This window comes from Nocardia sp. NPDC020380, from assembly GCF_044386975.1.
In the GTDB taxonomy this organism is placed as follows: Bacteria; Actinomycetota; Actinomycetes; order Mycobacteriales; family Mycobacteriaceae; genus Nocardia.
Window position 1 is genome coordinate 168,123 of sequence record NZ_JBIRVQ010000008.1, and the last position, 22,503, is coordinate 190,625.

Sequence of the window (22,503 nt, forward strand, 5' to 3'; positions counted from 1 at the left end):
AAACTACCGGAACAGCGACAATCCGATTCCGAGGCCGCACCGGCCTCGGAATCGGATTGCGCCGTGGTGGAGCGGGGGTTCGGGGGCGTAAGCCCGGGCGTGGAGAGGCAGAGCCCCGAGTCCCGAGAGTTGGGTCTACTTCCCGACCTTGTCTTTCATGGCGTTGACGATCTCGTTGACCGCTGCCATGACGTCCTGTGCAGCGTGTTCGAGGTTCGCCCGCACCTGTTCCAAGGTGCCCTGCACGTCCTCGGTATTGAACTTGTCGGCGAACGCCTTCGCCATGTCGGCGAGGTCGGCGGCCGCGGTCTGGGCGCGGTCGGCGAGTTCTGCGGCGGCGCCACTGGCCCGTTCGGCCAGCTGGCCGGCGGCGGCTCCGGCGGTGGTCCGGAGGTCGTCGGCCAGTCGTTCGGCGTCGGCGCCGAAGTCGTCATTCGTCGGCATAGTTCGCGGGCCCTCTACTTCGAGCCGCCGAACTTCTCTTTGACCTTGTCCATGAGACCGCCGACTTTTTCCTTCACGTCCTCACCGGCGTGTTCCATGTCGTCGCGGGCCTTGTCCGCCATGTCTTTGGCCTTGTCACCGGCTTCGTTCATCTTGTCGCTGAAAGAAGTCATCGGAACCTCCTACGTAGGGTCACGCCGGAAGGGCGTGCGTCCAGGACAGTTCGAGCAGCGATCTTTCAGCAACCGATCATAGTCCGGTTGTCCGACTCAAGCGACCGGTCCGAGAACTCGCTCTATGTAGGCGTTTGTGAATCGGCCCTTGGGATCGAAGCGGCGACGGACCTCGGCGAACTTCTCCCAGTCCGGGTAGCGATCCTTCAGCGTCTCGGCGGTCTGGAAGTGCCGCTTACCCCAGTGCGGACGGCCGTTGTAGCGGTCGAAGACCCGTTCGCAGGCGCGGAAATACGGTTCATAGTTCATGCCCTGGTACTGGTGTACCGCGATGTAGCAGGTCTCGCGGCCGCCGGCGGGGGACAGGAAGGCGTCGTCGGGTGCGACCCAGCGCACCTCGATGGGCATCGCCGTGTCGAAATGCTTTGCCACGTCCTTGATCTCGCGGATGGCGTCCACCGAGTGCTCGCGGGGAATCGCGTACTCCATCTCGGTGAAGCGGAACAGGCGGGGGCTGGCGAACACTCGGTAGGACCGTTCCACCTGCCGCCGGTAGCTGCCGGCGTAGGCCGCGGCGCGCTGCACCACCGGGATCAGGCTCGGCCGCCGCCGAGTGAGCCGGCACAGCGCGTCGAAGGTGTAGTTGGTCATGACAATGTCGGAGAGCCAGTCGACGGCCTTGCCGCGCGGCTGTTCCGGCAGGTTCACCGTGTTGTTGCGCTTGGTCATGGCCAGCGGGCTGTGGGCGAACATGTAGAACTCGAAGTGCTCGTTGCCGTCCACGTAGGACTCGAGATCGGTGAGCACCTCCTCGACCGGGACCGGCCGTTCGATGCCCTCGAGCACGAAGGACGGCACCAGCTGCAGGGTGACCGCGGTGACCACGCCGAGCGCGCCCACGTTCACCCGCGCGGCGCGCCAGCCGTCCGGATCGGTCTGTTCGTTGAGTTCGACGGTGCTCCCGTCGGCCAGCATGAGTTCCACCGACTGCAGTGCGGCCGAGAGGTTCTGGAGTTTCGCGCCGGTGCCGTGGGTGCCGGTCGCGGTCGCGCCCGCGACGGACTGCACGTCGATGTCACCGAGGTTGGGGAAGGCCAGGCCCAGCGGGTGCAGTGCGTTGCTGGCGGCATTGAGGGTGATGCCGGCCTCGGCGCGGACCAGGCCGCGTTCCCGGTCCACGGACAGGATCCGGTCGAGCTTGTTCAGCCGCATGAGCGTGCCGTCAGTGAGCACGGTGTCGGTGAAGGAGTGGCCGGATCCGGCCACTCGCACGGTGTGCCCTGCGGCCTCTGCCTGGGTGAGTAGCGCCGCGACGTCCTCGGGCGAGCTCGGTTCGGCGATGGACGCGGGAGCACAGCTCTGATCCCCGGCCCAGTTCACCCAAGAGTTGGTCATGCGACCAACTGTAAACCGGAGGTGTGATACGCGCTACCGTTTCCGCGCCGCGCACGCCGCTTCTTTTGCGAGTTCCACCTCGTCATCGGTCAGCGGGGCGGGCGAGAGCGGCATGCGCGCCACGGTGTCGCCGCGGATGGCGTTGAGCAGCAGCGTCGAATAACGCCGCCACACATCGGGATTCACGGTCCGGGCGAAACCGGCGACGCCGTCGACCATGTTCACCATGGCGAAGAAGTCACCCGCCTCGATATCGGGCTGCAACACGCCGGCCTGATGCGCCCGGCTGATGACGGCCTGCATACCGGGCCGGATCCGTTCCTTCATGCACGCGAAGCGGTCCATGGTGTCGTGCAGCTCGAGGATCACCTCGCCGAAGCCGCGATTGGCGGCCATGTGGCGGCAGGAGTACTCGAACAGCCCCACCAGACCCTCCCAGGGGTCCGAGTGGTGCAGAGCGGTGTCGACGGCCTGGGCGAGCTCGGTGACCATCTGGTCGAAGACCTCGGAAATGAGCTCCTGTTTGTTGGCGAAACGCCGGTAGACGGTACCCACGCCGACGCCGGCCTTTTCGGCGACGTCGTCGAGGGTGACCTCCAGGCCGCGGTCGGCGAACAGCTCGCGGGCGGCCGCGATGATGCGCTGTTGATTGCGGGCGGCGTCCGCGCGCAGACGCCGAGGTGGTGGCGCGGTGGTGACGGGATTCACACGCTGATCCTAACAGTCATCGGGATTATCCGGAGACTATCTCTCCGTTTAGATGGTAGCTTCATTCAGTAAACGGAGAGAGGATCTCCGGTAATCCTAGGGGACGAGGAAAACATCATGACAACAGCTCTCGAGAAAGAAGTCGCAGCCCCGGCGAACACCGGGCGTCGCGGATCCCATGCCATGCGCTGGTGGGTGCTCGCCGTGCTCGGCGTGGCGCAGTTGATGGTCGTGCTCGACGCGACCGTCGTGAACATCGCCCTCCCGCATGCCCAGGCCGACCTCGGCTTCTCCAACGGCGACCGGCAGTGGGTCGTCACCGGTTACGCCCTGGCCTTCGGCAGCTTGCTGCTGCTGGGCGGCCGGCTCTCCGACCTCTTCGGCCGCCGGACCACGTTCATCGTGGGCCTCATCGGCTTCGCGGTCGCCTCGGCCATCGGCGGCGCGGCCGCCAACTTCGACATGCTGGTCGCCTCCCGTGTCGCGCAGGGTGTGTTCGCGGCGCTGCTCGCGCCCGCCGCACTGTCGCTGCTGACCGTGACCTTCACCGAGCCTTCCGAGCGCGCCAAGGCGTTCGGCATCTTCGGCGCCATCGCGGGCGCCGGCGGCGCGCTGGGCCTGCTGCTCGGCGGCGCGCTCACCGAGTGGGCCTCGTGGCGCTGGGTCATGTACGTGAACCTGGTCTTCGCGGCCATCGCACTGGTCGGCGCGGTCCTGCTGCTGGCCAAGCACACCGCCACCCAGCGGCCCAAGCTCGATATCCCGGGCACGCTCGCGGTCTCCGCTTCGCTGTTCGCCATCGTGTACGGCTTCTCGCACGCCGAGTCCGACGGGTGGAGCAACGGCGTCACGCTGGCCTTCCTGATCGGCGGCGCGGTGCTGCTGGCCGCGTTCGTGCTGATCGAGCAGCGCGTGGCACACCCGCTGCTGCCGCTGCGCGTGGTGCTGGACCGGACCCGCGGCGCGTCGTACCTGGTCGTGTTCACCACCGGTATCGGCATGTTCGCCATGTTCCTGTTCCTGACCTACTACATGCAGCAGCAGATGGGCTTCTCGCCGATCCGCACCGGTGTGGCCTTCCTGCCCATGGTGGCCGGTATGGTCGCCGCCTCGACCACCGTCCCGGCACTGGTCGTGCCGCGGGTCGGCCCGAAGGCGACCGCGGTGTTCGGATTCGTGCTCGCCGCAATCGGAATGGTGCTGCTGACCCGCATCGGCGTGGACACCGGCTACGCGAGCCACATCCTGCCGAGCCTGATCCTGATGGGTCTGGGTCTGGGCTTCGCCCTCTCGACCGCCTTCACCGGCGCGACCTCGGGCGTGCACCACACCGACGCGGGCGTGGCCTCGGCCATGGTCAACACCAGCCAGCAGGTCGGTGGCTCCATCGGTACGGCACTGCTGAGCACCTTCGCCGCCACGGCCGCGAGCAACTATGTGTCGGATCACGTCTCGGGCGGCGCACCCTCGCCGCTGGTGCTGGCGGAGGCCGCGGTGAAGAGCTACACCACCACCTTCTGGTGGGCGGCAGTGATCTTCGCGATCGGCGCGGTGGTCGTCGGGTTCATCATGCCCAACAAGGTTCCGGTCCCGGCCGAGGGCGAACCCGTTCTGGCGCACTGAGATCGGTGATCACCGAGCATCAGGTCGTGCGGCCCCGGAAACGGTGACCGTGCACTGAGATTCAATGTCGAATCTCCCCATAGGAGAGCAGCCCCGCTCACGAAAGTGAGCGGGGCTGCTTCCTTTTCGGCTTACCGCCGTTCAGCGGCAGTTGGAGGGCGGGGCCAGGCCCGCGAATCGATCGCCCAGGTAACCGAAGGCGTTCATGGCGCCGGGGAAGATCGCGCCCAAGTGGTCCGCGCCCGGAATGATGTCGAACTGCACCGGGGTGCCGGCGGCGCAGTAGCGGCCGGCGGTGTACATGGCGAGGTCCAGCGGGACCTGATCGCTGCCGCCGTGCCATTCGTAGAGGGGCACGCGGATGAGCTCGGGGACCACCTCGAGGGCATTGGCGTGCATGGCGGCGATCATGGTCGGGTCGTTCTCGATCGAACTGTGGAACACGTCGCTGACGCGGTGGTTCGCGCCGACCGAAATAATGTCGTCCACACAGGAATTCGCGATCCGGTCGCGCATGGCGAAGCCCGCGGGGGTCAGGGCCTCGTCCAGCGGCACTTCGGCGGGGTATTCGCGTTGCATGCCGATCGAGACCGCGAAGCCCAGTCCGAACAGGGGCTGCGGAGTGTCGCCGGCCTGCAGGGCCATCTTGCCCGGGTTCACGGGGACACCGCCCTCGGCGACGCCGACGATGGGCAGCTCGGGTGCGTAGTCGGGGGCGATGGCCGCGGCGAAGCCGGTGGACATGGCGCCGCCGGAGTAGCCGGCCAGGCCGACCGGTCCGTCCGCGAGTCCGGCGGGGGCGAAGCGTTTCACCGCGCGAATGCCGTCCAGGGTGATCTGCCCGCCCATGCGGGCCGCGCCGTAGGCGCTGTCGGGTCCCAGGTGATCGGGGATCGACAGTGCCCAGCCGCGGGCCAGCAGCAGATTGAGCGCGGGCGTCTCCTGCAGGCCGCCGTTGAACAGGGTGTGCGACGGAGCGCATTGCAGGCCCAGGGAATTCACGAACGGCTGGTACGAGACCAGCGGCCGCGGACCGGATCCGGGGGAGACCAGGGTGGTCACGGCGGCGATCGGGCCGCCGTGGGAGTCGGTGGAACGGAACAGGAGCTGCCACACGGTCGCGCCGGCGAACGGGCCGGAGGGGACTTGGCGGGCATTGAGTACGTCGCCCGGTGCGGCGGCATCGAGATTCCCTGCGGCGTAGTAGAACCCGTCCGGGTCGGGAATGGGGTAGATCGCTCCGGCGTGCGCGGCGGGTGCGGCGGCCATGACGGCCAGCAGTACCGTGGCGATTCCGGCGCCCTGAAACAGCGTCCTTCTGATCGACTGCCGCACAGCCAACTCGAGCTCCTCGATGCCGATGGGACAACTCCGGGCAAGCTGCCCTATCCTCGCAGTTCCGGGTAGTGAAATGCGGATAGCAACACGCCGGACAGCAATGTTTTGGCAAACTTGCGAAAAGGGGTTGCTATCTGGGTACTCCGGCACAATGTCCACAGAGGCGGCGGAAGTTCGTACACTGCTCGAATCGGGCCGGATGCATTCCGGTCCCGGCTATCTCGGGGGACGCTGGTGACAAGGTCCGGACGCGGTCGTACCCGAATCGGCGCGGCGCGGCGGACACCGGGAACGGCACGATGATTGGGGGCAGACGGATGAGTGAGTCGGTTTCGCGCTGGGTGACGGCATCGCGGCTGACGGTGCTGCTCGGCGAGGATGACCTGTGGCGGCACAAGCCTCGCTATCACGAGATCGTGCGCCGCGCCCGCGATGCCGGACTGGCGGGCGCCAGCGTGTGGCGCGGGATCGAGGGTTACGGCGTCTCCTCACACATCCATACCTCCAGGCTGCTCGATCTGGCCGAGCGACTGCCGGTGCTCATCATGATCATCGAGGACACCGCGCGCCTGCGCGACTTCGTGGAATCCAATGCGGACCTGCTGGATTCGGTGACGGTGGCGATCTCACCCGTCGAGGTGTTCGATGGAGTACGACGGTGACCGCCGGGCTCGGCGCTCCCGGCCCGCGGCCCGGGGCGCATCCCCGGCAACCGGCGGATCGCGCGGTGGCGGGTCGATTCGATAGGGTCTTCCCTCTGGGCACAACCGTGGTGGACGCAATGGGTCGATCGGCCGAGGAGGGCGCTTACAGCTATGCGGTGGCGAACGTCGTGATCGGCGTTGCGGAGAACTCGGCCTCGACCGCTCGACGGGTCGTGGCCGTTCGCCGTACCCACCAGGGGCAGCAGGTGCGGCGGTGATGCTGATGACCAGCCGCTCCCAGGCGATACGGAAGGGAGGCGCGAGCATGGCCCACGATCGAGCCGGGCGACCGGCACGGGCCACCGACCTCGAAGACATCGCGCACCTGGTGACGGCGTACTACAGCCGGATTCCCGATCCCGCCGAGCCGGAGCAGCTGGTGTCGTTCGGCACCTCCGGGCATCGCGGCTCCAGCCTCGACTGCGCCTTCAACGAGGCGCACATCCTCGCCATCACGCAGGCGATCGTGGAATACCGTGCGACACGCGGCATCACCGGACCGGTGTACCTGGCCCGCGATACGCACGCGCTGTCCGAACCCGCGTGGACCACCGCGCTGGAGGTGCTGGCGGCCAACGATGTCACCGCCGTCATCGACGCGCGTGACAGGTACACGCCCACACCGGCTTTGAGTCATGCCGTGCTGCGGCACAATCGCGGTGGCACCCGGCATCAGGCGGACGGCATCGTGGTGACGCCGTCGCACAATCCGCCGCGCGACGGCGGTTTCAAATACAATCCGCCGCACGGCGGACCGGCCGACACGATCGCCACCGACGCGATCGCGGCGCGCGCCAACGAATTGCTGCGCACCGGGCTGGCCGAGGTCAAGCGCACCAGTCTCGCGCATGCGCTGGCCGCCAAGGTGGAGCGCTATGACTATCTGGATCGCTATATCGGCGACCTACCCAATGTGCTGAACCTGGACGCCATTCGGGGCGCCGGGATTCGGCTGGGCGCGGACCCCATGGGCGGGGCCTCCGTGGATTACTGGGAGGAGATCGGGCAGCGGTACGACCTCGAGCTCGAGGTGGTGAATCCGTTCGTCGATCCGACCTGGCGGTTCATGACGCTGGACGCGGACGGGCGGATCCGGATGGATCCCTCCTCGCGGTACGCCATGGCCTCGCTGGTGGCCATTCGCGATGATTACGACATCTCCACCGGCAACGACGCGGACGCCGACCGGCACGGCATCGTGACTCCCGATGCGGGACTGATGAATCCGAACCACTATCTGGCGGTGGCGATCGAATACCTGATCGCGAACCGGATGGGCTGGGACGCGCTCACCAAGATCGGTAAGACCGTGGTGACCTCCTCCATGATCGATCGCGTGGTCGGCGTGCTGGGCCGCGATGTGTACGAGGTGCCGGTCGGGTTCAAATGGTTCGTGCCCGGATTGTTCAGCGGCAGCCTGGCTTTCGGCGGCGAGGAATCGGCGGGGGCCTCGTTCCTGCGGATGGACGGCACCGTGTGGACCACCGACAAGGACGGCATCCTGCTTGCGCTGCTGGCCGCCGAGATCACCGCGGTCACCGGGCAGAGCCCGTCCACCCGGTACACGGAGATGGAAAAGCGGTACGGCAGCCCGGCTTACGCGCGGGTGGACGCCACCGCGACTCCGGAACAGAAGGCGCGGCTGGCGGCGCTGACGCCGGATCTGATCACCGCCACCGAGATCGCCGGCGAACCCATCACCGGAATCCAGACCCGCGCCCGGGGTAACGGCGCGGCGCTCGGCGGGGTCAAGGTGACCACCGAGAACGCCTGGTTCGCCGCCCGGCCCTCCGGGACCGAGGACAAGTACAAGATCTACGCGGAATCCTTCGAGGGGCCCGAGCATCTCGCGCAGGTGCAGGCGGCGGCGGAGGAAATGGTCGGCCGGGCGCTCACCGAGCGCGTGTGAATTCCGGACCCGCTCCGACGCGGGAGGGTGGTTTCGGGCAGAGTGTTGCGCGTGACCACACCCACGTCGTCGAAGCACACCCCGCAGCCCGTCTCCAGTAAGACCACCTACCTACTCGGCGGTGTCGCCGTGATCGTGGTGGCAGTGATCGTGATCGCGTTGTACTCGTGGAATCGTGGCGGCGGTTCGGAGACCGTGCGCAACGACGGCTACGGGTCCGCGCACGATCCGTCGGTGAGCGTGGCCATGGATGCCGACGGCGGCATCGTGCTCGGCAAGCCCGGCGTCGCCAAAGTCGTTGACATCTTCGAGGATCCGCTGTGCCCGGCCTGCGGGCACCTGGAGAAGATCTTCGGCCAGGAGATCGCGCAGCAGGTCGATCAGGGCAAGTTCGCCGTGCGGTATCGGCTGGTGAACTTCCTCGATGATCGGTCGAAGAGCAAGGACTACTCCAGCCGCGCGATTGCCGCCAACGAGTGTGTGGCGCAGAACGGCGATGGCCCGATCTACGCCAAGTTCCACACCCTGCTCTTCACCACCAAGCAGCCCGAGGAAGGCGGCGCCGACCTGGACAACAAGGCGCTGGTCGCGGTGGCCAAGGACGCGGGCGCGGGTGACGATGTGGCCAAGTGCATCACCAGCGGTGATCGCGGTGAGACCGCCCGCAATCACGCCGACGGCGCCATGAAGGCGCTGACGGCCGCCTCGGGTGACCGGGTCGGGACGCCCTCGGTCTTCATCGACGGCAAGAAGATCGATACCACCGACCAGAACTGGGTGGCCGACGCGGCCAAGTAGCCGGGCGTCGAAGTATCGGATCGAACGTTTTGGACGGGGTGCGGCCCGTCGGGGGTGCCGGGTCGAGCCGCACCCCTCGCAGGGAGCCGCGCCCGAAGGCGCGGCTCCGTGGTTCGGGTGGGGTTCAGCGAGTTCCGGCGCGGGCCTTGGTGTCCGGGATGTCGTTGTCCGGGGTGGTGCGGGACAGCTGCGGGTGGATGAGGGCGTGGTTCTCCACCGGGTAGGCGAGGTCGCTCGGGAACGGGCGGCCCACCGGATCGGCGGGGTCGCGGGTCAGCCGGGGCCGGTGCTGGCGGGGTCTGGCGGGTGCGTCGATATCGGTGTGCGGGAACAGATATCGGGCGCCTTCGCGCACGGTTTCGTGTGCTTCACCGGTGGGGTCGATCCAGCGCATGTGATCGGTGTCGGCGAGATAGACGCGCCAGGGCTGTTTGCCATTGTCGGCGAGCGTCTTCAGGCGATGGTGGTGGGTGCACAGCACGGCCCGGGTGGACATGCCGCGTGGCGTCGAGAGGCGGACGGGTAGCGGATCGAATTGGGCGACAACGGTTTCGGCGGCGGGCATACCGCAGCCGGGAAACCGGCAGAATCCGTCGACGGCACGCACCTCGCGTGGCGGAGCGGCCGAGAAAGGCCGTACGGCAGCATTTTTCGGTGGTTCTGCATCTTTTGTCGTCACCTCCGCGAGGGTGGATGTCTCCGGGAGTTCGGCGACTGGTGCGGATGGTTCGCCGGACTCCGGGAAGTATTCCGGAATCACCTGGAAGCGGGAATGTTCGGCAATGGAGCGGGCCAGTGCGGCGTCGATGGGACCGTAGCCGGACAGGAAGGCGGGATCGTCGCGGAGGCCGAGCAGGGTTTCGGCGGAGACGCCGACCTGGATGAGCGGCCGGCGTGGTGCGCCGGGCGTGGCGGCCTTGGGGCAGTCGGTCCCGTGGGTGCAGCCGCAACGCAGCCGGCCGGACCCGTCGGCGAGCGCGACCAATGCGTCCGCGCGGCGCTGTGCCATCGAACGCGGGTCGTCGTCGCAGACTTGTAAGCTCATCTCCCGCAACCGCATTGCGAGAGTTTGCGCGCCGGCGGCGGGTAGTAGTCCGTCGAATACGGCCATACCGTCCTGAACGGCCCGAATACGGACATCACGATCGTCCTCACGCTCTTCGCGCCGCCGTTGCTCACCCTCGGGGTCGAGCCGCGTGACCCACCGCTGCGCGGTCTGCCGCAGCCGCGCCGGATCGGACCGAGTGGCCGCGTCGATCAGCTTGGGCTCCAGCGCTTCTCGCGTGTCGGCCGGCAATCCGCGCATACTGTCCGCGATGACCTGCACGCGCGACAGATCGATCCGCCCGGCCGCGAACGCCAGCCGGGTCTGTGGCAGCGAGTCCAGCGCCAGCCCTATATCTATAAGAGCCGCCGCCACCCCCTCCGAAACATGCGCCGCGACCGCAATCTCCGCCGTCGCGAACTCCCCGGCCCGCACCCCACCCGGCCCGGGTTCCGCATTCCGCGCCCGATGCCGTCGATACACCTCCCGAATAGCTGTGATTTCCGCCGCCTGTGCGAACGCCGCCGCCCCATGTGCCCGCCGCAGCGCGTCGATCAGCTCCTCGTCGCCCATCGCCTCCACCTCTCGGCTATCGAACATGTGTTCGAGACTACTCCCGGAAGATCGCCCGCGCCACCCTTTATCCAGGCGATTTGGTTCGCCCCACCACTGTCGTGTAACTTCGTTCAGGCAAGCGGGGCACGCCCCGGTTGCAAAAAAGTGAACACGGGGCTATGGCGCAGCTGGTAGCGCACCACACTGGCAGTGTGGGGGTCAGGGGTTCGAGTCCCCTTAGCTCCACCAATCGTGTCATTGCACGAACCGACTCCATTGGGGCTGGTACCGCTGAAGCGGTACCAGCCCCAATGTCGTTTTCGGGTTGGGGGATGCGGAAGGTGGGGACCAAGCGGTCGGGGCCGGTGATGGCGACCTGGGCGACGAGGGCCTCGATGAGTGCCTTGGCTTGGGTGCGGGTGCCGGTGGCGATGATTTCCGCGATGTGGTCGGCGATGCCATCCAGCGTTGCGGGTTGCGGGGCTGTGGGTTCGTTGGCCAGGGTGGCGGTGAGTTGGTCGCGGCGGGTGGCGAGCTGGGTTGTCTTGGTGCGCAATTCGCCGAGCCGTCCGGCGAGGAGTTCGGGGTCGAGGGTGCCGTTTTCGAAGGCGTTCAGATAGCGGTCGATCGCCTGCTCGGCCTTGGCAAGTTCAGCGGAGACCGTGGCCAATTCGGCGCAGGTATCGCTGCTTGCGTCTCGGTGGTATCGCTGTTGAGCGTGGATGGCTTGGCTGATCAGGTCGTGGCGGGTGCGGTAGAACTTGCCCAGGGCTTCGAGGACGGCGGCGTCGACGGAGTCGGCGTCGAGTCGGGTGAAGTCGCATTTGTCGGTGTCGTAGCGGGCGCGGTTGAAGCAGGTGTAGTAGCGGTAGGTGCGGGAACGTCCGGTGGCACGGGTGCCGATCATGGCCCGCCCACAGCGTGGGCAGCGCAGGCGTCCGGTGAGCAGGTAGTCCGAGGAGTTCGCGGCGCGGTGGGCGTGGGACTCTCCGCGGGCTTCGAGGACTGATTGGGCGCGGTCGAAGATGTCGATGTCGATGAGTGCAGGGTGGGTGTCGGTGACGGTGGTGTCGCGGAAGGTCAACTCACCGAGGTAGATCCGGCTGTTGAGGATGCGCAGCACGTGATGCCCGGACCATTCGCGGCCGGTGCTGGCACGGTGCCCGCGGGCATTCAGCTCCGCGGCGAGGGCACGGGCACCGAGACGGCGGCAGGCGTAGAGGTCGAAGATCATGCGCACGACCACGGCTTCGGCCTCGTCCACGACGAGGGTTTGGGTAGCTCTGTCGACCCTGTATCCGTAGGGCCGTTTGCCGCCCTTCCATTTGCCTTTGGCGGCTTTGCGTTCCATGCCCGCGATGACGCGGTCGATGATGGTGTCGCGTTCGAATTGGGCGAACATGCCCAGCATCTGCACCAGCATGCGCCCCATGGGAGTGGAGGTATCGAATGGTTCTGTGGCGGAGCGGAACACGACTTTGGCCCGGTCGAGTTCGTCGAGCAGTGTGACCAGGTCGCGCAGGTTGCGGGAGAAGCGGTCGACGCGGTAGACCACGAGCACATCGATGACCCCGGCACGCGCAGCTTGCAGGGCATGCTGCAGACCTGGCCGTTCGGTGCTGGCACCGGAGGCGTCGTCGGTGAAGGACATCGTGTGTCGCCAGCCGGGTTGGGAATCGATGTAGGAGTCCAGGCGGGCGTCCTGGGCTTCGATGGAATAGGGCTGGTTGTCCTCGGTGGTGGAGCGGCGAGTGTAGGTCCCTACCCGCACGTCCTGTTCCCATGCGGCTGTGTCGGTGGAGTTACGTGAAGTTGAGGATTTCTTGCTGCCTGTCATGCTGCCGGTCCTTCCCATCGATACACGCTTCTCACACAATTCGATGTCTGAAACAACCTGTGTCAAACCAGAATTCGCGTTCTGGGTTCGGTCTGGTATATCGCCGGTTCTATTGTCCCTCGATCGTTTTTCGAATGTATTGGTGTGGCGGGTATTTCGATCACGGTGGTTCATGCGGCGTTCCGTTCGCCGTTGTCGGTGTGGTGGCGGCGGGTCCATGCGGTGATGAGGTCGGCGAGGAGGGTGACGACGTGGTCGCGCTGGGTGGTGGTGAGGGCCTCGGTGTCGATTCGGTCGATGTCCCAGCGTTGGTGGGCGCGGTCGCGGGCATGCCGCTTGGCGGCCTCGATGCCGGTCGGGGCATGGTTTCCGGGTTCGGGGCGTTCCATCGGGGCTCCTGTGGGATGTTCGGCGTTTGGAGTGGCGTCACCCATGTACTGGCAGGGGAACCCGCGTTTATCCGGGTACGGGAAGGGAATTGATGCAATCCCGTGTTCCGCGGTCAAAGTTCGGCATCAATCACGGGGTCCGCTGGGTTCCGGCATATGGGGGTGTCGCGCCTGTTAACTGCCAAGGAGGGGTCCGATTTCGACATTTCAGTGCGAAAAGGTTCGATAACGATCGGTGTCGCCACAGCCGAGCGCCCCAGGGGCGATTGCCTTACCTGGGGCGCTCTGAACGGGTTCGTGGGAGTAGTGACGCCTACCGCCGGTTGATCAGGCCGGTCTGGTCTTGACCGTCGTCATCGGCGTTTACGGGCACATTCCACATGTCGTGGCTGTTGCCGTTCGGGCCGGGTTCCAAGGACTTCATCGGTTCACCTCCCCCCCAGCAGCTGCGGGTTTCGGGGGCTTTGGGGAGCGTTGTCTGTTGGGATGGTGTACCTGGTTCCGGTGTCCGCGCAGATCACGTCGGCGATCTTGACCAGCGCAGGGAGGTCGTCGGGTTCGAAATGGTCGGCGCTTGGGGCGATCACCTCGTTGACGCATTCGGCGTAGGCGAGATTCATCAGGCGATTGATCACCGCGCCGGGGCGCTTCGGGTCGCCGAAGTAGACCAGGACCACCGACCACCCGCGCTTCTCCGCGAGCGTGTGAATGCGTGCCTCGTCCTGCTGCCACTGTTCGCCAGAGACGTCGGGGCGGAGGAATCCGATCACGTAGTTGGTCATGGTCAGGTCCCGGCGTATTCGCGATATACGGGGCGGGTGATCGCGAGGCGACCACGATTGGTGCAGCGCCAGCGCGCTGGTCCTTGCAGGGTGCCCATCGCGAGCCCGGTGCGGGACAGTCGTAGCAATGCCCGGTGGATCGAGGTTTCGGGCAGCCTGGTCGCGCGGCAGAGTTGTCGCACGGTCAGCGCTTCGGTCGGGTCCAGGTTCGACAGTGCGCCAAGCACTTTCGCCTCGGGTTCCGTGAACGCCATCGTTCACCGCCCTCGGCTGATCGGGACGTAACTGCGTGGCGGTTCGGCGGCCAGTCGTGCCTGGATGTCAGCGACGGTCAGCCGCGTCGCGGGACCGTCACTGCCAGCAAGAAGGCGGCCGGTTGCGGCGGCGACGAAGACCACTAGCGAGACGAGCGTGATGGCAAGAAGGATGTCCATGTCCGGCAGCTCCCGGTACTCGGCGGTCGTTGCAGCGCACCCGATGCCGGGGGTATCGCCTGTAAACAGGCCACCCGGCATTGGTGGGGCTGACTGCCAGTCCACTGCACACGGGGCGGTCATCGGTAGGCGCGCGGGCTGGGCGGGTGTGTGCACAGGGGGTGTGCGCAATCGCCGATTGATAGCGGTTCGGTGTCACCGGTGCCACACTGCGATGCATGGGACGCCGTGCGAAACAACCGAATCGGCAGTTCGAGGAGCTGGTCGAAGAGGCCGGCGGGGTACGCAAGGCCCTCGCCCGCCGCGTCGTCGACCGGGGCCGCGGTCTCGGGCTGAAGCTCAGCTACGACCACACGTCGATCGGGCGCTGGCTCTCGGGAGAACAGCCACAGCCGCCGGTACCGCAGCTGATCGCCGACACCTTGACCGAATTACTCGGGCGCACAATCACACCCGCCATGTGCGGCATGTCCAACCCCCGGGACGCGGCAGCCGACCTCGGCCTGGAGTTCTCACTGAGCCTCTCCGGCGCGGTCGACGCCTCGACAGCGCTGTGGCGCAGCGACATCGAGCACCGACGATTTCTACAGGACACCTCCTACGCGGTTGCCGTGTACCCGGCCGCCTCCATGCGGTGGCTGACACTGCCCGGCCCCGAACACCCCGTATCGATCGGGTCGTTGCGACGTGTCGGGCAGATCGACGTCGACGCGGTCCAATCCATGGCTGCCGCGTTCCGCGATCTCGACAACAAGGTGGGTGGCGGCAAGGTCCGCTCCACGATCGTGCAGTACCTGCACAGCTCGGTCGCACCGCTGCTGCGCGGCAGCTTCAACGAACTCATCGGCCGCCAATTGTTCGGCTCCACAGCCGAACTCGTCCGACTGGCCGGATGGGCCGCCTACGACCAGGAAGATCACGGCCTCGCCCAGCGGTACCTGATCCAGGCACTGCGACTCGCCCGAGCCGCCAGCGACGGCGCGCTCAGCGCGGAAATCATGGCCGCCATGAGTCACCAGGCCACCTACGTCGGTCGGCCCGGCGATGCCATCGACTTGGCCCGCGCCGCCCAGATCGCTGCGCGCACCGCGGGTCTGGCCGCCCTCGAATCCGAATGCCACATGGTCGAAGCCCACGGCCACGCCGCCCGCCAAGACGAAACATCCTGCACCGCAGCGCTCAACGCCGCAGAACGCGCCTTCGACCGCGCCCGCCCCGGCGAACAACCGGTATGGCTGGCCTACTTCGACCAGTCCTACATGTCCGCCAAAACCGCTCATTGCTTCCGCGAACTCGGCGACCACATACGCACAGCGCAATTCGCGCAGCGATCCTTGACGATGTCGGCGGGCTACCAACGCGGACGCGCATTCAACCTGAGCCTGCTCGCCTCTGCCCTGACTGTCACGGATCCACGTGAGGCCGTGTGTGTCGGGCTCGGCGCGCTCGATATCGCCGTCGACCTCGCGTCCCGCCGCAGCCTGTCCTACCTGCGAGACTTGCGCTACCGGTTGCGGCCGTTCAACGATTTGACCGAGGTCGCCGATTTCCGCCAGCAGATCCTCGAACTCACTCGGCGAGGCTGAGCGCCCGGTAGATCGCCACTACCGTCGCCGCGCCCACAATCTCACCCCGATCGATCATCGCCGCCGCCTCGGCCAGGGGAATCCACCGCACGTCCTCGGCCTCATTGATGTCGGGTGCGGTATCGGTCAGATCCGCGCCCCGGGCGAGGTAGATCTCCTGCGGCTGATCCAGGGTGCCGATCGAGGGCTGATAAGTCACCAGATGCTCCATCGCGCGCGGCCGCCACCCGGTCTCCTCCTCCACCTCCCGCGCCGCCGCCACCGTGACATCCTCGGCGTGATCGACGTAGCCGCCCGGCAATTCCCACACCCACTGATCGATGATGAATCGATGCCGATACATCAGCAGCGCCTCGCGATTCTCGTTGAGTACCAACGTCATCGCGCATCGCGGCATCCGCGCCACGTACTGAGTGAACCGGACCCCGTCCGGTAGTTCGACGTCGACCGTCGAGAGCCGAATGTGCCGATTCTCGTCGACCAGCCGCTCTCCGAGGATGTTCCACTGCGTCGCACGCTTCACGCCCCAGACCCTACGCGGTCATCGGTCGGCTGAACTCCGTCCTCGACCGCCTTCGTGCATTACCGCCGAGCCCGACGACTCACGATCGCACCCTCTACCGCCAGATCTTCGAGGTCTGTATCCAGCACGATTATGGTCTTGCCGGGGAGAGTGTGAATTTCGATCGTTCTGACCGTCGCGGAGCGAGCCTTGTTCCCGTGCTGGACAAATACCGTGTCGCCAACATACAACGGCTCACCTTCGACGACTCCTGAGACGAACAGCCACCCGGGACGACTCGACAGACGGTCGACCCTCTCCACAATCATTCGCGACTCGATGTTCGTCGGCGCGCCGGTCAGCTGCGGCCAGTCGTGCCAGCACTGGCAATCGGCAACGCAACAGTGCATCCAGCCGCCGCACACCTCATCCGGTTTCCACAGCATGTGCGCGGGAATCGGATGCGGGCACTGATCACAGGACCCCGGCGGAGTCCACTCAGGGCTGGGCTCGCTCATGAACAGCAATCATGAACGATCGATAGCGTCGCTCATCTCGCGACACTTCGCGCTGTACCCGTCAGCCGGTACGTCCGGACCGGATTGCGGATGTTCCTGGCTACCCGCAGTTTCGCTGTGCTGGCGTGTAGCCGAGTGCGGACTCGCCAGTCGTCGATTCACCCGAGTGCGTGTTTGACCTTGTCTCGTAGGTACTCGTCGGGATCGCTGAGCCACACCTTGATCATTGGCCGAGCTGGCTCGTGAGGTAATACGCCGAGTGCCTCGATGGCGGGTGGGCGCTCGGTGGTCGCGCCTCGCCGCGTCGCATGTGGGGATATGTCGGCGGACGGTCGTAACGTGTTCTCTTGCTTAGGTGAAGGAGATGCGCAGTGGAACTGTTTCGTGAGCTGACCCACGACGAGCCGTTTCGTCGGGCGCAGCGGGACAATGCATCGGCAGCTAAGGACGCGGGAGATCTGTTCGGGTTGCGACCGAGCCCGCGGAAACTGCGTGTGCTCATCGATGTCGAAGCGATGGGCTCAGGGTCTGGCGGGGACGTCGAGGCACTGCTCATGGGGCTGTTGAAGTATGACAACCTCGACGTGCTCAGCGTCGAGATGAGCGAGGCGCGCAAGCCTGAGTTGGGAGGACGTGCCCACCCGGCGCGGGAAGGCTTCGTGCAGGTGCGAGAAACGACAACCCAAAAGGGCAGGTTCGCCTACACCGGTCGAGAATTTGCTGTGACCGTCGAGGGAGAGCGACGACACTACGACGGCAGTTCCACGATGCGATGGCACGGTTCAGTTCGTCCGGACATGGCGATGGTCGACGCGCTCCAGGCGTTTGCCAACCTGGACGGCGAGGCGAAAGCGGGTATGACCCAGGAGGATGTCGAGCGGGCGGTGATGCTTTCGGAGATCGCGCGCACGATCGAGTTCGATCTGGTGATCTCGGAAACGGTCACCACAGGTCGTGTCGATCTGCCGCCAAACGATCGCGCCAACGTCGTCAGCCGGTTGACGGCGGTGCCCATCATCGCGCACTACCTCAGGCGTCAGCACCAATACATCATCAACCCGCACAGCCGAGTGGTGATGAGCCGTAAGGACTTCTATCAGGAAGCGGTGAGTGTCGTCGCGCCCGGTGTTCGGCACTGGCTGGGCAAGGTACAGCGTGCCGCTATGCGGGACCTGGGTGCCTCCGCTGTGTATCTGGCCGAGGCCGATGCTCTGGTCGGCCGGCTCCTACGTGCGTTGAAGGCCCGCGACGATCTGATCGCTTCGATCGGTGCCATTCAAACCACCGATGTCGCAGACGATGGAGCCGACGCGCTCGACCGGGTGCTCGTGTCGCTTTGCGGCGCAGTGGATGTCATCGCTCGGTCGTTGCACAAGGCACTTCGATTGCAGGGGTCGGAGCGCAACGCGAAATTTCACGCCGAGGATTGGTATCGGAACAAGTTCCGAGCTGCCTACGTGGGTGTCGAGGGCATCAACGACCTCGACCGCGTGCAGGGCTACCTGGCTGGAATATTCCGTCTGCGCAATACGATCCACAGCATCGCGCTCCAGGCTGTCGGTTCGGTCACCGCCGATCCGCAGGCGTTCGTCCGCGTTAACGTCGGCAGACTGGACATCGTTGTGCCGCAGGACGCTGTGGACATCCTCAAGACGACGGAGGGCGGCGGATTGGAGTACTGGGGCGCACGACCGTTCGGGTCGGTTGTGCTCGCAGACCTGGGCGCATTGATGGACACCGCGGTCCGAACGACCTTGGAGTTCATCGACCGGCTGTGTCTGATCGTTGCTCGGGAATCGATCACTGACAAGGAAGATGTCCTGTCCGAGAACATCATCGGAGTGAAGCCGGGCGGCGCGCCGTACAGGCCCAGAGATGTGCGTCTGTTAATCGGCCTTGCGAGTGAAAGGGATTTGACATCCTGACGTGCCGCCACATCGATCTAGCCGATTCGCTCGGCGCGGCGTGGGGCGTGCGGCATTTTCGTGCGTTCGGAGGCCGTCGACTACGAGCGTTCGATCTCGCGAACGACGATGTCACCGGGCTCAAAGTCTGCCTTTCGAAGCTCACGGAAGATGAGCCCGATAGGTGCCGACTCGTCGTGGCGCTGTCCGACCCTGCACGGCATATCTACTCCCACGCACGTGTCCGACGGACCGGGCCGGCCATCAGCGTGGACCACGCTGAGCCGATCACCCACGCTCGCAGTGCCCGACTCGACGTATCCCACGACTGCGGTCCCACGCCCGTCAGCGTGAATACGTCCTCAACCGGTAACCGAAACGACTAATCGCGTGGAACCTCATCCGCCATCGCTCGATAACGAACGCTCCCAGGTGAGGACCATCCACGGCGCTCCATGACCGTTTCGAACCGCGCGCTATACGGCCTCACAGCGCGTTCGGACCGGAACCGGCTGCAAGCCAAGGTCGCCCGAGTATGTCAGTGGATAGCAGTAGCCTGCGGTGCACACAGCGGATGAGGGAGACAGGAGAAGTCAAGGATGCGAGGAGCGCCCAAACCCGGAGAATCGCTTGCGGACCTGTTTCCCGAGCAAGCCCGCGAGTGGCATCCACATCGGAACAGCGACTTGACACCCGCAGACCTACGTCCTGGCAGCAACCGAACGGTGTGGTGGCTCTGCTCCGAGTGCGGCGCCGAGTTCGAATCCATCGTTAACAACCGAACCGCCAATAATTCACGTGGTTGTCGCGCATGTGCGACGGCGCGACGGACCGCAGCGATAAACGTCGCGAAACCTGGTGAATCACTTCTCGATAGATTTCCTGAAATCGCATCACAGGTACACCCGACCAAGAACATAGCGACGTCTGCAGCGACGATCCGGCCGAGCCTGCACAAAAAGATCTGGTGGCTCTGCACGAGCTGTGGAAACGAATGGGAGATGGCACCTCGTATTCGTACATCGCCACCATACAGCGGATGTCCGCCTTGTTCTTGGAGGCAAATGGGCGAGAAGCTTCGCCGACCTCCGGAAGGACAATCGCTCCTCGACCTCCGGCCTGCCGTAGCCGCTCAATGGCACCCCACCAAGAATGCCCCACTACTGCCTGGGGCAGTCACGGTCAGCAGCGGAACACGTGCGTGGTGGCTCTGCAACGACCCCGCATGTGGATATGAATGGCAAACCTCCGTTGCCAACAGAACAACCGGAAAGAAGACCGGGTGCCCGAGATGTAGCCGTATCAAAGCAAACTTGCCATCGATCGGAGAGTCGTTAGCAGAGCATCCTTCCCAAGTGGTTGTCGAGTGGCACCCAACCAAGAACGGTGATCTCACGCCGGACAGGATTATGGCCGGCTCATCGCGGAAGAAGGTCTGGTGGAGGTGCTCAACCTGTCACCACGAATGGGAGGCCACCCCAGCGTCGCGTACAAGTGCAGGAACCGGGTGCTGGCCGTGCAGTTATCGGACGCGCATCCCGCTCCGAGACATACCCAAGCCCGGCCAATCACTCGCCGAGCAGTTCCCCGAGCTCGTCGCCGAGTGGGACAGCGAACGGAATGAACGCCGACCCGAGGAGCTGATGACCGGTAGCGATATCAATGCATGGTGGATATGTGTGGCCAAAGGTCACCGATGGCAAACGCGGGTCTACACGCGAACCGGCCCAATGAAGACCGGGTGCCCACAGTGCGTTCACCTTCCTCAACCAGGTCGGTCGGTGGCAGAACTTTATCCCCAATTGGTGGCCCAGTTCCACCCGACCAAGAATACTGGGCGGACGCTCCATGAATATACAGCTGGCAGCGCAGCGAAGATCTGGTGGAAATGCGAAGCGCAAGGCCATATATGGCAAGCATCGATTTCCAACCGAACGTCGAAGAGTGGCACGGGGTGCCCCAAGTGCACCATGTGGGGCACCTCGGAACAAGAAATCCGACTTCGCTACGAACTTGCCGCGGCAGGCTGCCCCGTTGATCACGATCATCCACGAATCCAGGTGGATGGCCGAGCGCCGATCAACGCTGACATCGTCATGCCCGAGTGGAAGATTGTAGTCGAATTCGACGGAAGCCTGTACCACGCGGGATCAGAGGCCAAGCAGTGCGACTTAAGGCAGACGAATGCGCTCGTTGCTGCTGGTTGGACGGTCATCCGAGCCAGGAGCGCTCCATTGACCCTACTTACGTTAAACAATGTCATTGTGGGTGGGAATGCTGATGCAAAAGAAGCGGCGCTCAGGGTTCTCGCCAAGATAGAATCGCTGGGCTTTCATCCTATTTTTCTCGATGACTATCGCCAGGATCTCGATCCTTGGGGCACCGCCGACGCTGATGCGGTGATATATCGGCATCACACGCGAAGTCTCGCCGCCCTGTTTCCGGGTATCGCGACCGAGTGGCATCCCACCGAGAACGGAGACAGGCGACCAGAATTCACCAACCCAGGTAGCAAAGCTCGCACATGGTGGATATGCACGAGATGCGCCTACGAATGGATCACTTCGGTGAAGCATCGGACATCCGACGGAACCTCTTGTCCGCAATGTGCTTGCGCAAAACGTTCGGCCGTAAGTCGAGCGCCCAAACCCGGCCAATCGGCAGCGGACGCAAATCCTCGACTTCTCGATATTTTCGATCCAACCCGAAACGGCTCCAGTACACTTTTCGATGTTAAGCCCTCGACATCCATGCAATTCTGGTGGTGTTGCCCTGAATGCGGTCACCGGTGGCAGGCGACCCCCAAGAAACCAGGGTGTCGCCCATGTGCGGCCCGCATCCGTGGCGTTGCACGGAGCACTCCGCGGCCCGGACAGTCGTTTGCCGATCTATACCCCGAACTCGCCGTTCAGTGGCACCCAACCAGGAATAAGGATCTTGCCCCCACCAACTTTCAACCCGGTAGCGTCACAGCTGTATGGTGGCTGTGCGAGCGGTGCGGGCGTTCATGGCGACGGTCCATCGCGGGTCGAATGGCCACAGGGTCTGGGTGTCGAGCATGCTCGTCCAAAGAACGCGGCAAACGCACTCGCACCCCGGGGCCAGGGCAGTCCCTGCTGGATACCCATGCCGCACTAGTCGATGAATGGGATCACGAACTCAATGGAACACTCTCGCCGGCCGATCTCAAAGCCGGCAGTTCCGAGCGAGTGTGGTGGCGATGCGGTGCTTGTAACAACAGCTGGAAAGCACTCATCAGGTCACGTGCCCGCGAGGGGCATGGTTGTCAGAAGTGCGCTGGACGGCAAACAAGTCTCCGTAGGTCGACGCCCGAACCGGGTGCTTCCCTCGCGGACCTTAAACCAGAACTAATAGAGAACCTTTGGCACAGAGGCAAGAATAAGAATATCGATCCACTCTGCCTTACGCCGAACAGTCACACTCGGGTTTGGTGGCAGTGCCCAGTTTGCGCCCACGAATGGCAAGCTACACCCGGTAACCCAGCGTGCAAGCCGTGCGGCGCGAAGAGAACTGGGGCCAAGCTCAGATCGGCCAAACAAGGAAACTCACTCACAGAGAAGGTGCCTGAAATCGCGGCACAATGGCATCCAACGCGCAATGACGGCCTTACACCAGATGGGATCAACGCCGGTTCCAGCAACGACTATTGGTGGCTCTGCGGCGACTGTGGGCACGAATGGAAAGCTAGACCAACAAACAGAATTCGGCAGGTCTTCCTCTGTCCAGCATGTAAGACTTTGATGTGACGGATCTAGGTTTCGAATCTTCGAGCATGCTCGCGTTATCGAAATTTCACGGTACACAATAAAGGAACTGACTGAAGCGAACCATAAGCAGG

The 22,503-nt window shown here is 64.8% G+C and carries 20 protein-coding genes, 1 tRNA gene and 1 pseudogene; 9 read left to right on the forward strand and 13 right to left on the reverse strand.

What is annotated here, in order from left to right:
• Nucleotides 1-135: 135 nt before the first annotated feature.
• The 4 genes from ACH438_RS23350 to ACH438_RS23365 all read right to left on the reverse strand — a co-directional run bounded on the left by ACH438_RS23350 (nt 136) and on the right by ACH438_RS23365 (nt 2,720).
• Nucleotides 136-444 (reverse strand): hypothetical protein, encoded by a 309-nt coding sequence (locus ACH438_RS23350; protein ID WP_397008551.1) that lies wholly within the window; start codon nt 442-444, stop codon nt 136-138.
• 14 nt (nt 445-458) lie between these two features.
• On the reverse strand, nt 459-617 hold the full coding sequence (locus tag ACH438_RS23355; protein ID WP_397008553.1) for a hypothetical protein: 159 nt from the start codon (nt 615-617) through the stop codon (nt 459-461).
• Between the two features lie 96 nt (nt 618-713).
• The gene (locus ACH438_RS23360; protein WP_397008555.1) at nt 714-2,012 is read right to left on the reverse strand and encodes a D-arabinono-1,4-lactone oxidase; all 1,299 of its coding nucleotides are present in this window, start codon (nt 2,010-2,012) and stop codon (nt 714-716) included.
• 33 nt (nt 2,013-2,045) lie between these two features.
• The gene (locus ACH438_RS23365) at nt 2,046-2,720 is read right to left on the reverse strand and encodes a TetR/AcrR family transcriptional regulator (RefSeq protein ID WP_397008557.1); all 675 of its coding nucleotides are present in this window, start codon (nt 2,718-2,720) and stop codon (nt 2,046-2,048) included.
• Nucleotides 2,721-2,837: 117 nt separating this feature from the next.
• On the opposite strand from ACH438_RS23365, the gene ACH438_RS23370 reads away from it, so the two are divergent.
• A complete protein-coding gene (locus ACH438_RS23370; RefSeq protein WP_397008559.1) occupies nt 2,838-4,343 on the forward strand; it encodes an MFS transporter in 1,506 nt (501 codons plus the stop codon).
• Between the two features lie 141 nt (nt 4,344-4,484).
• On the opposite strand, the gene ACH438_RS23375 is transcribed toward ACH438_RS23370, so the two are convergent.
• Nucleotides 4,485-5,678, reverse strand: a complete 1,194-nt coding sequence (locus ACH438_RS23375; RefSeq protein WP_397009152.1) for a lipase family protein — start codon at nt 5,676-5,678, stop codon at nt 4,485-4,487.
• Between the two features lie 320 nt (nt 5,679-5,998).
• Between ACH438_RS23375 and ACH438_RS23380 the strand changes: the two genes are divergently transcribed.
• The 4 genes from ACH438_RS23380 to ACH438_RS23395 all read left to right on the forward strand — a co-directional run bounded on the left by ACH438_RS23380 (nt 5,999) and on the right by ACH438_RS23395 (nt 9,092).
• The gene (locus ACH438_RS23380; protein WP_397008561.1) at nt 5,999-6,343 is read left to right on the forward strand and encodes a DUF190 domain-containing protein; all 345 of its coding nucleotides are present in this window, start codon (nt 5,999-6,001) and stop codon (nt 6,341-6,343) included.
• Nucleotides 6,344-6,462: 119 nt separating this feature from the next.
• Nucleotides 6,463-6,603, forward strand: a complete 141-nt coding sequence (locus tag ACH438_RS23385; protein WP_397008563.1) for a hypothetical protein — start codon at nt 6,463-6,465, stop codon at nt 6,601-6,603.
• 47 nt (nt 6,604-6,650) lie between these two features.
• On the forward strand, nt 6,651-8,294 hold the full coding sequence (gene pgm / locus ACH438_RS23390) for a phosphoglucomutase (alpha-D-glucose-1,6-bisphosphate-dependent) (protein ID WP_397008565.1): 1,644 nt from the start codon (nt 6,651-6,653) through the stop codon (nt 8,292-8,294).
• A 51-nt stretch (nt 8,295-8,345) separates the two neighbouring features.
• A complete protein-coding gene (locus ACH438_RS23395) occupies nt 8,346-9,092 on the forward strand; it encodes a DsbA family protein (protein WP_397008567.1) in 747 nt (248 codons plus the stop codon).
• 124 nt (nt 9,093-9,216) lie between these two features.
• Here the strand turns inward: ACH438_RS23395 and ACH438_RS23400 are convergent, their stop codons facing one another.
• Nucleotides 9,217-10,737 (reverse strand): DUF222 domain-containing protein, encoded by a 1,521-nt coding sequence (locus tag ACH438_RS23400; RefSeq protein ID WP_397008569.1) that lies wholly within the window; start codon nt 10,735-10,737, stop codon nt 9,217-9,219.
• A 128-nt stretch (nt 10,738-10,865) separates the two neighbouring features.
• Between ACH438_RS23400 and ACH438_RS23405 the strand changes: the two genes are divergently transcribed.
• Nucleotides 10,866-10,941, forward strand: a tRNA-Ala gene (locus ACH438_RS23405).
• Nucleotides 10,942-11,518: 577 nt separating this feature from the next.
• On the opposite strand, the pseudogene ACH438_RS23410 reads toward ACH438_RS23405, so the two are convergent.
• From ACH438_RS23410 to ACH438_RS23430, 5 genes and pseudogenes are all read right to left on the reverse strand, one after another.
• Nucleotides 11,519-12,748, reverse strand: a pseudogene (locus ACH438_RS23410) (recombinase family protein); the annotation flags it as partial.
• Nucleotides 12,700-12,918: a hypothetical protein gene (locus ACH438_RS23415; RefSeq protein WP_397008571.1), complete on the reverse strand. Its 219-nt coding sequence runs from the start codon at nt 12,916-12,918 to the stop codon at nt 12,700-12,702. The pseudogene ACH438_RS23410 and the gene ACH438_RS23415, both read right to left, overlap by 49 nt.
• Nucleotides 12,919-13,346: 428 nt before the next feature.
• The gene (locus ACH438_RS23420; RefSeq protein ID WP_397008573.1) at nt 13,347-13,700 is read right to left on the reverse strand and encodes a hypothetical protein; all 354 of its coding nucleotides are present in this window, start codon (nt 13,698-13,700) and stop codon (nt 13,347-13,349) included.
• A 2-nt stretch (nt 13,701-13,702) separates the two neighbouring features.
• A complete protein-coding gene (locus ACH438_RS23425; RefSeq protein ID WP_040860750.1) occupies nt 13,703-13,954 on the reverse strand; it encodes a helix-turn-helix domain-containing protein in 252 nt (83 codons plus the stop codon).
• Nucleotides 13,955-13,957: 3 nt separating this feature from the next.
• Nucleotides 13,958-14,134 (reverse strand): hypothetical protein, encoded by a 177-nt coding sequence (locus ACH438_RS23430; protein WP_397008576.1) that lies wholly within the window; start codon nt 14,132-14,134, stop codon nt 13,958-13,960.
• 218 nt (nt 14,135-14,352) lie between these two features.
• On the opposite strand from ACH438_RS23430, the gene ACH438_RS23435 reads away from it, so the two are divergent.
• Nucleotides 14,353-15,720, forward strand: a complete 1,368-nt coding sequence (locus tag ACH438_RS23435; protein WP_397008578.1) for a hypothetical protein — start codon at nt 14,353-14,355, stop codon at nt 15,718-15,720.
• On the opposite strand, the gene ACH438_RS23440 is transcribed toward ACH438_RS23435, so the two are convergent.
• Both ACH438_RS23440 and ACH438_RS23445 read right to left on the reverse strand, forming a co-directional pair.
• Complete coding sequence (locus tag ACH438_RS23440; protein WP_397008580.1) at nt 15,704-16,243, reverse strand: NUDIX hydrolase; 540 nt, start codon at nt 16,241-16,243, stop codon at nt 15,704-15,706. The genes ACH438_RS23435 and ACH438_RS23440 overlap by 17 nt on opposite strands.
• A 59-nt stretch (nt 16,244-16,302) precedes the next feature.
• Complete coding sequence (locus ACH438_RS23445; protein ID WP_397008582.1) at nt 16,303-16,740, reverse strand: hypothetical protein; 438 nt, start codon at nt 16,738-16,740, stop codon at nt 16,303-16,305.
• A gap of 371 nt (nt 16,741-17,111) precedes the next feature.
• On the opposite strand from ACH438_RS23445, the gene ACH438_RS23450 reads away from it, so the two are divergent.
• Entirely contained in the window at nt 17,112-18,665 is a 1,554-nt protein-coding gene (locus tag ACH438_RS23450; protein WP_397008584.1) for a hypothetical protein, read from the forward strand.
• 578 nt (nt 18,666-19,243) lie between these two features.
• The gene (locus ACH438_RS23455) at nt 19,244-22,411 is read left to right on the forward strand and encodes a zinc-ribbon domain-containing protein (RefSeq protein WP_397008586.1); all 3,168 of its coding nucleotides are present in this window, start codon (nt 19,244-19,246) and stop codon (nt 22,409-22,411) included.
• Nucleotides 22,412-22,503: the final 92 nt, after the last annotated feature.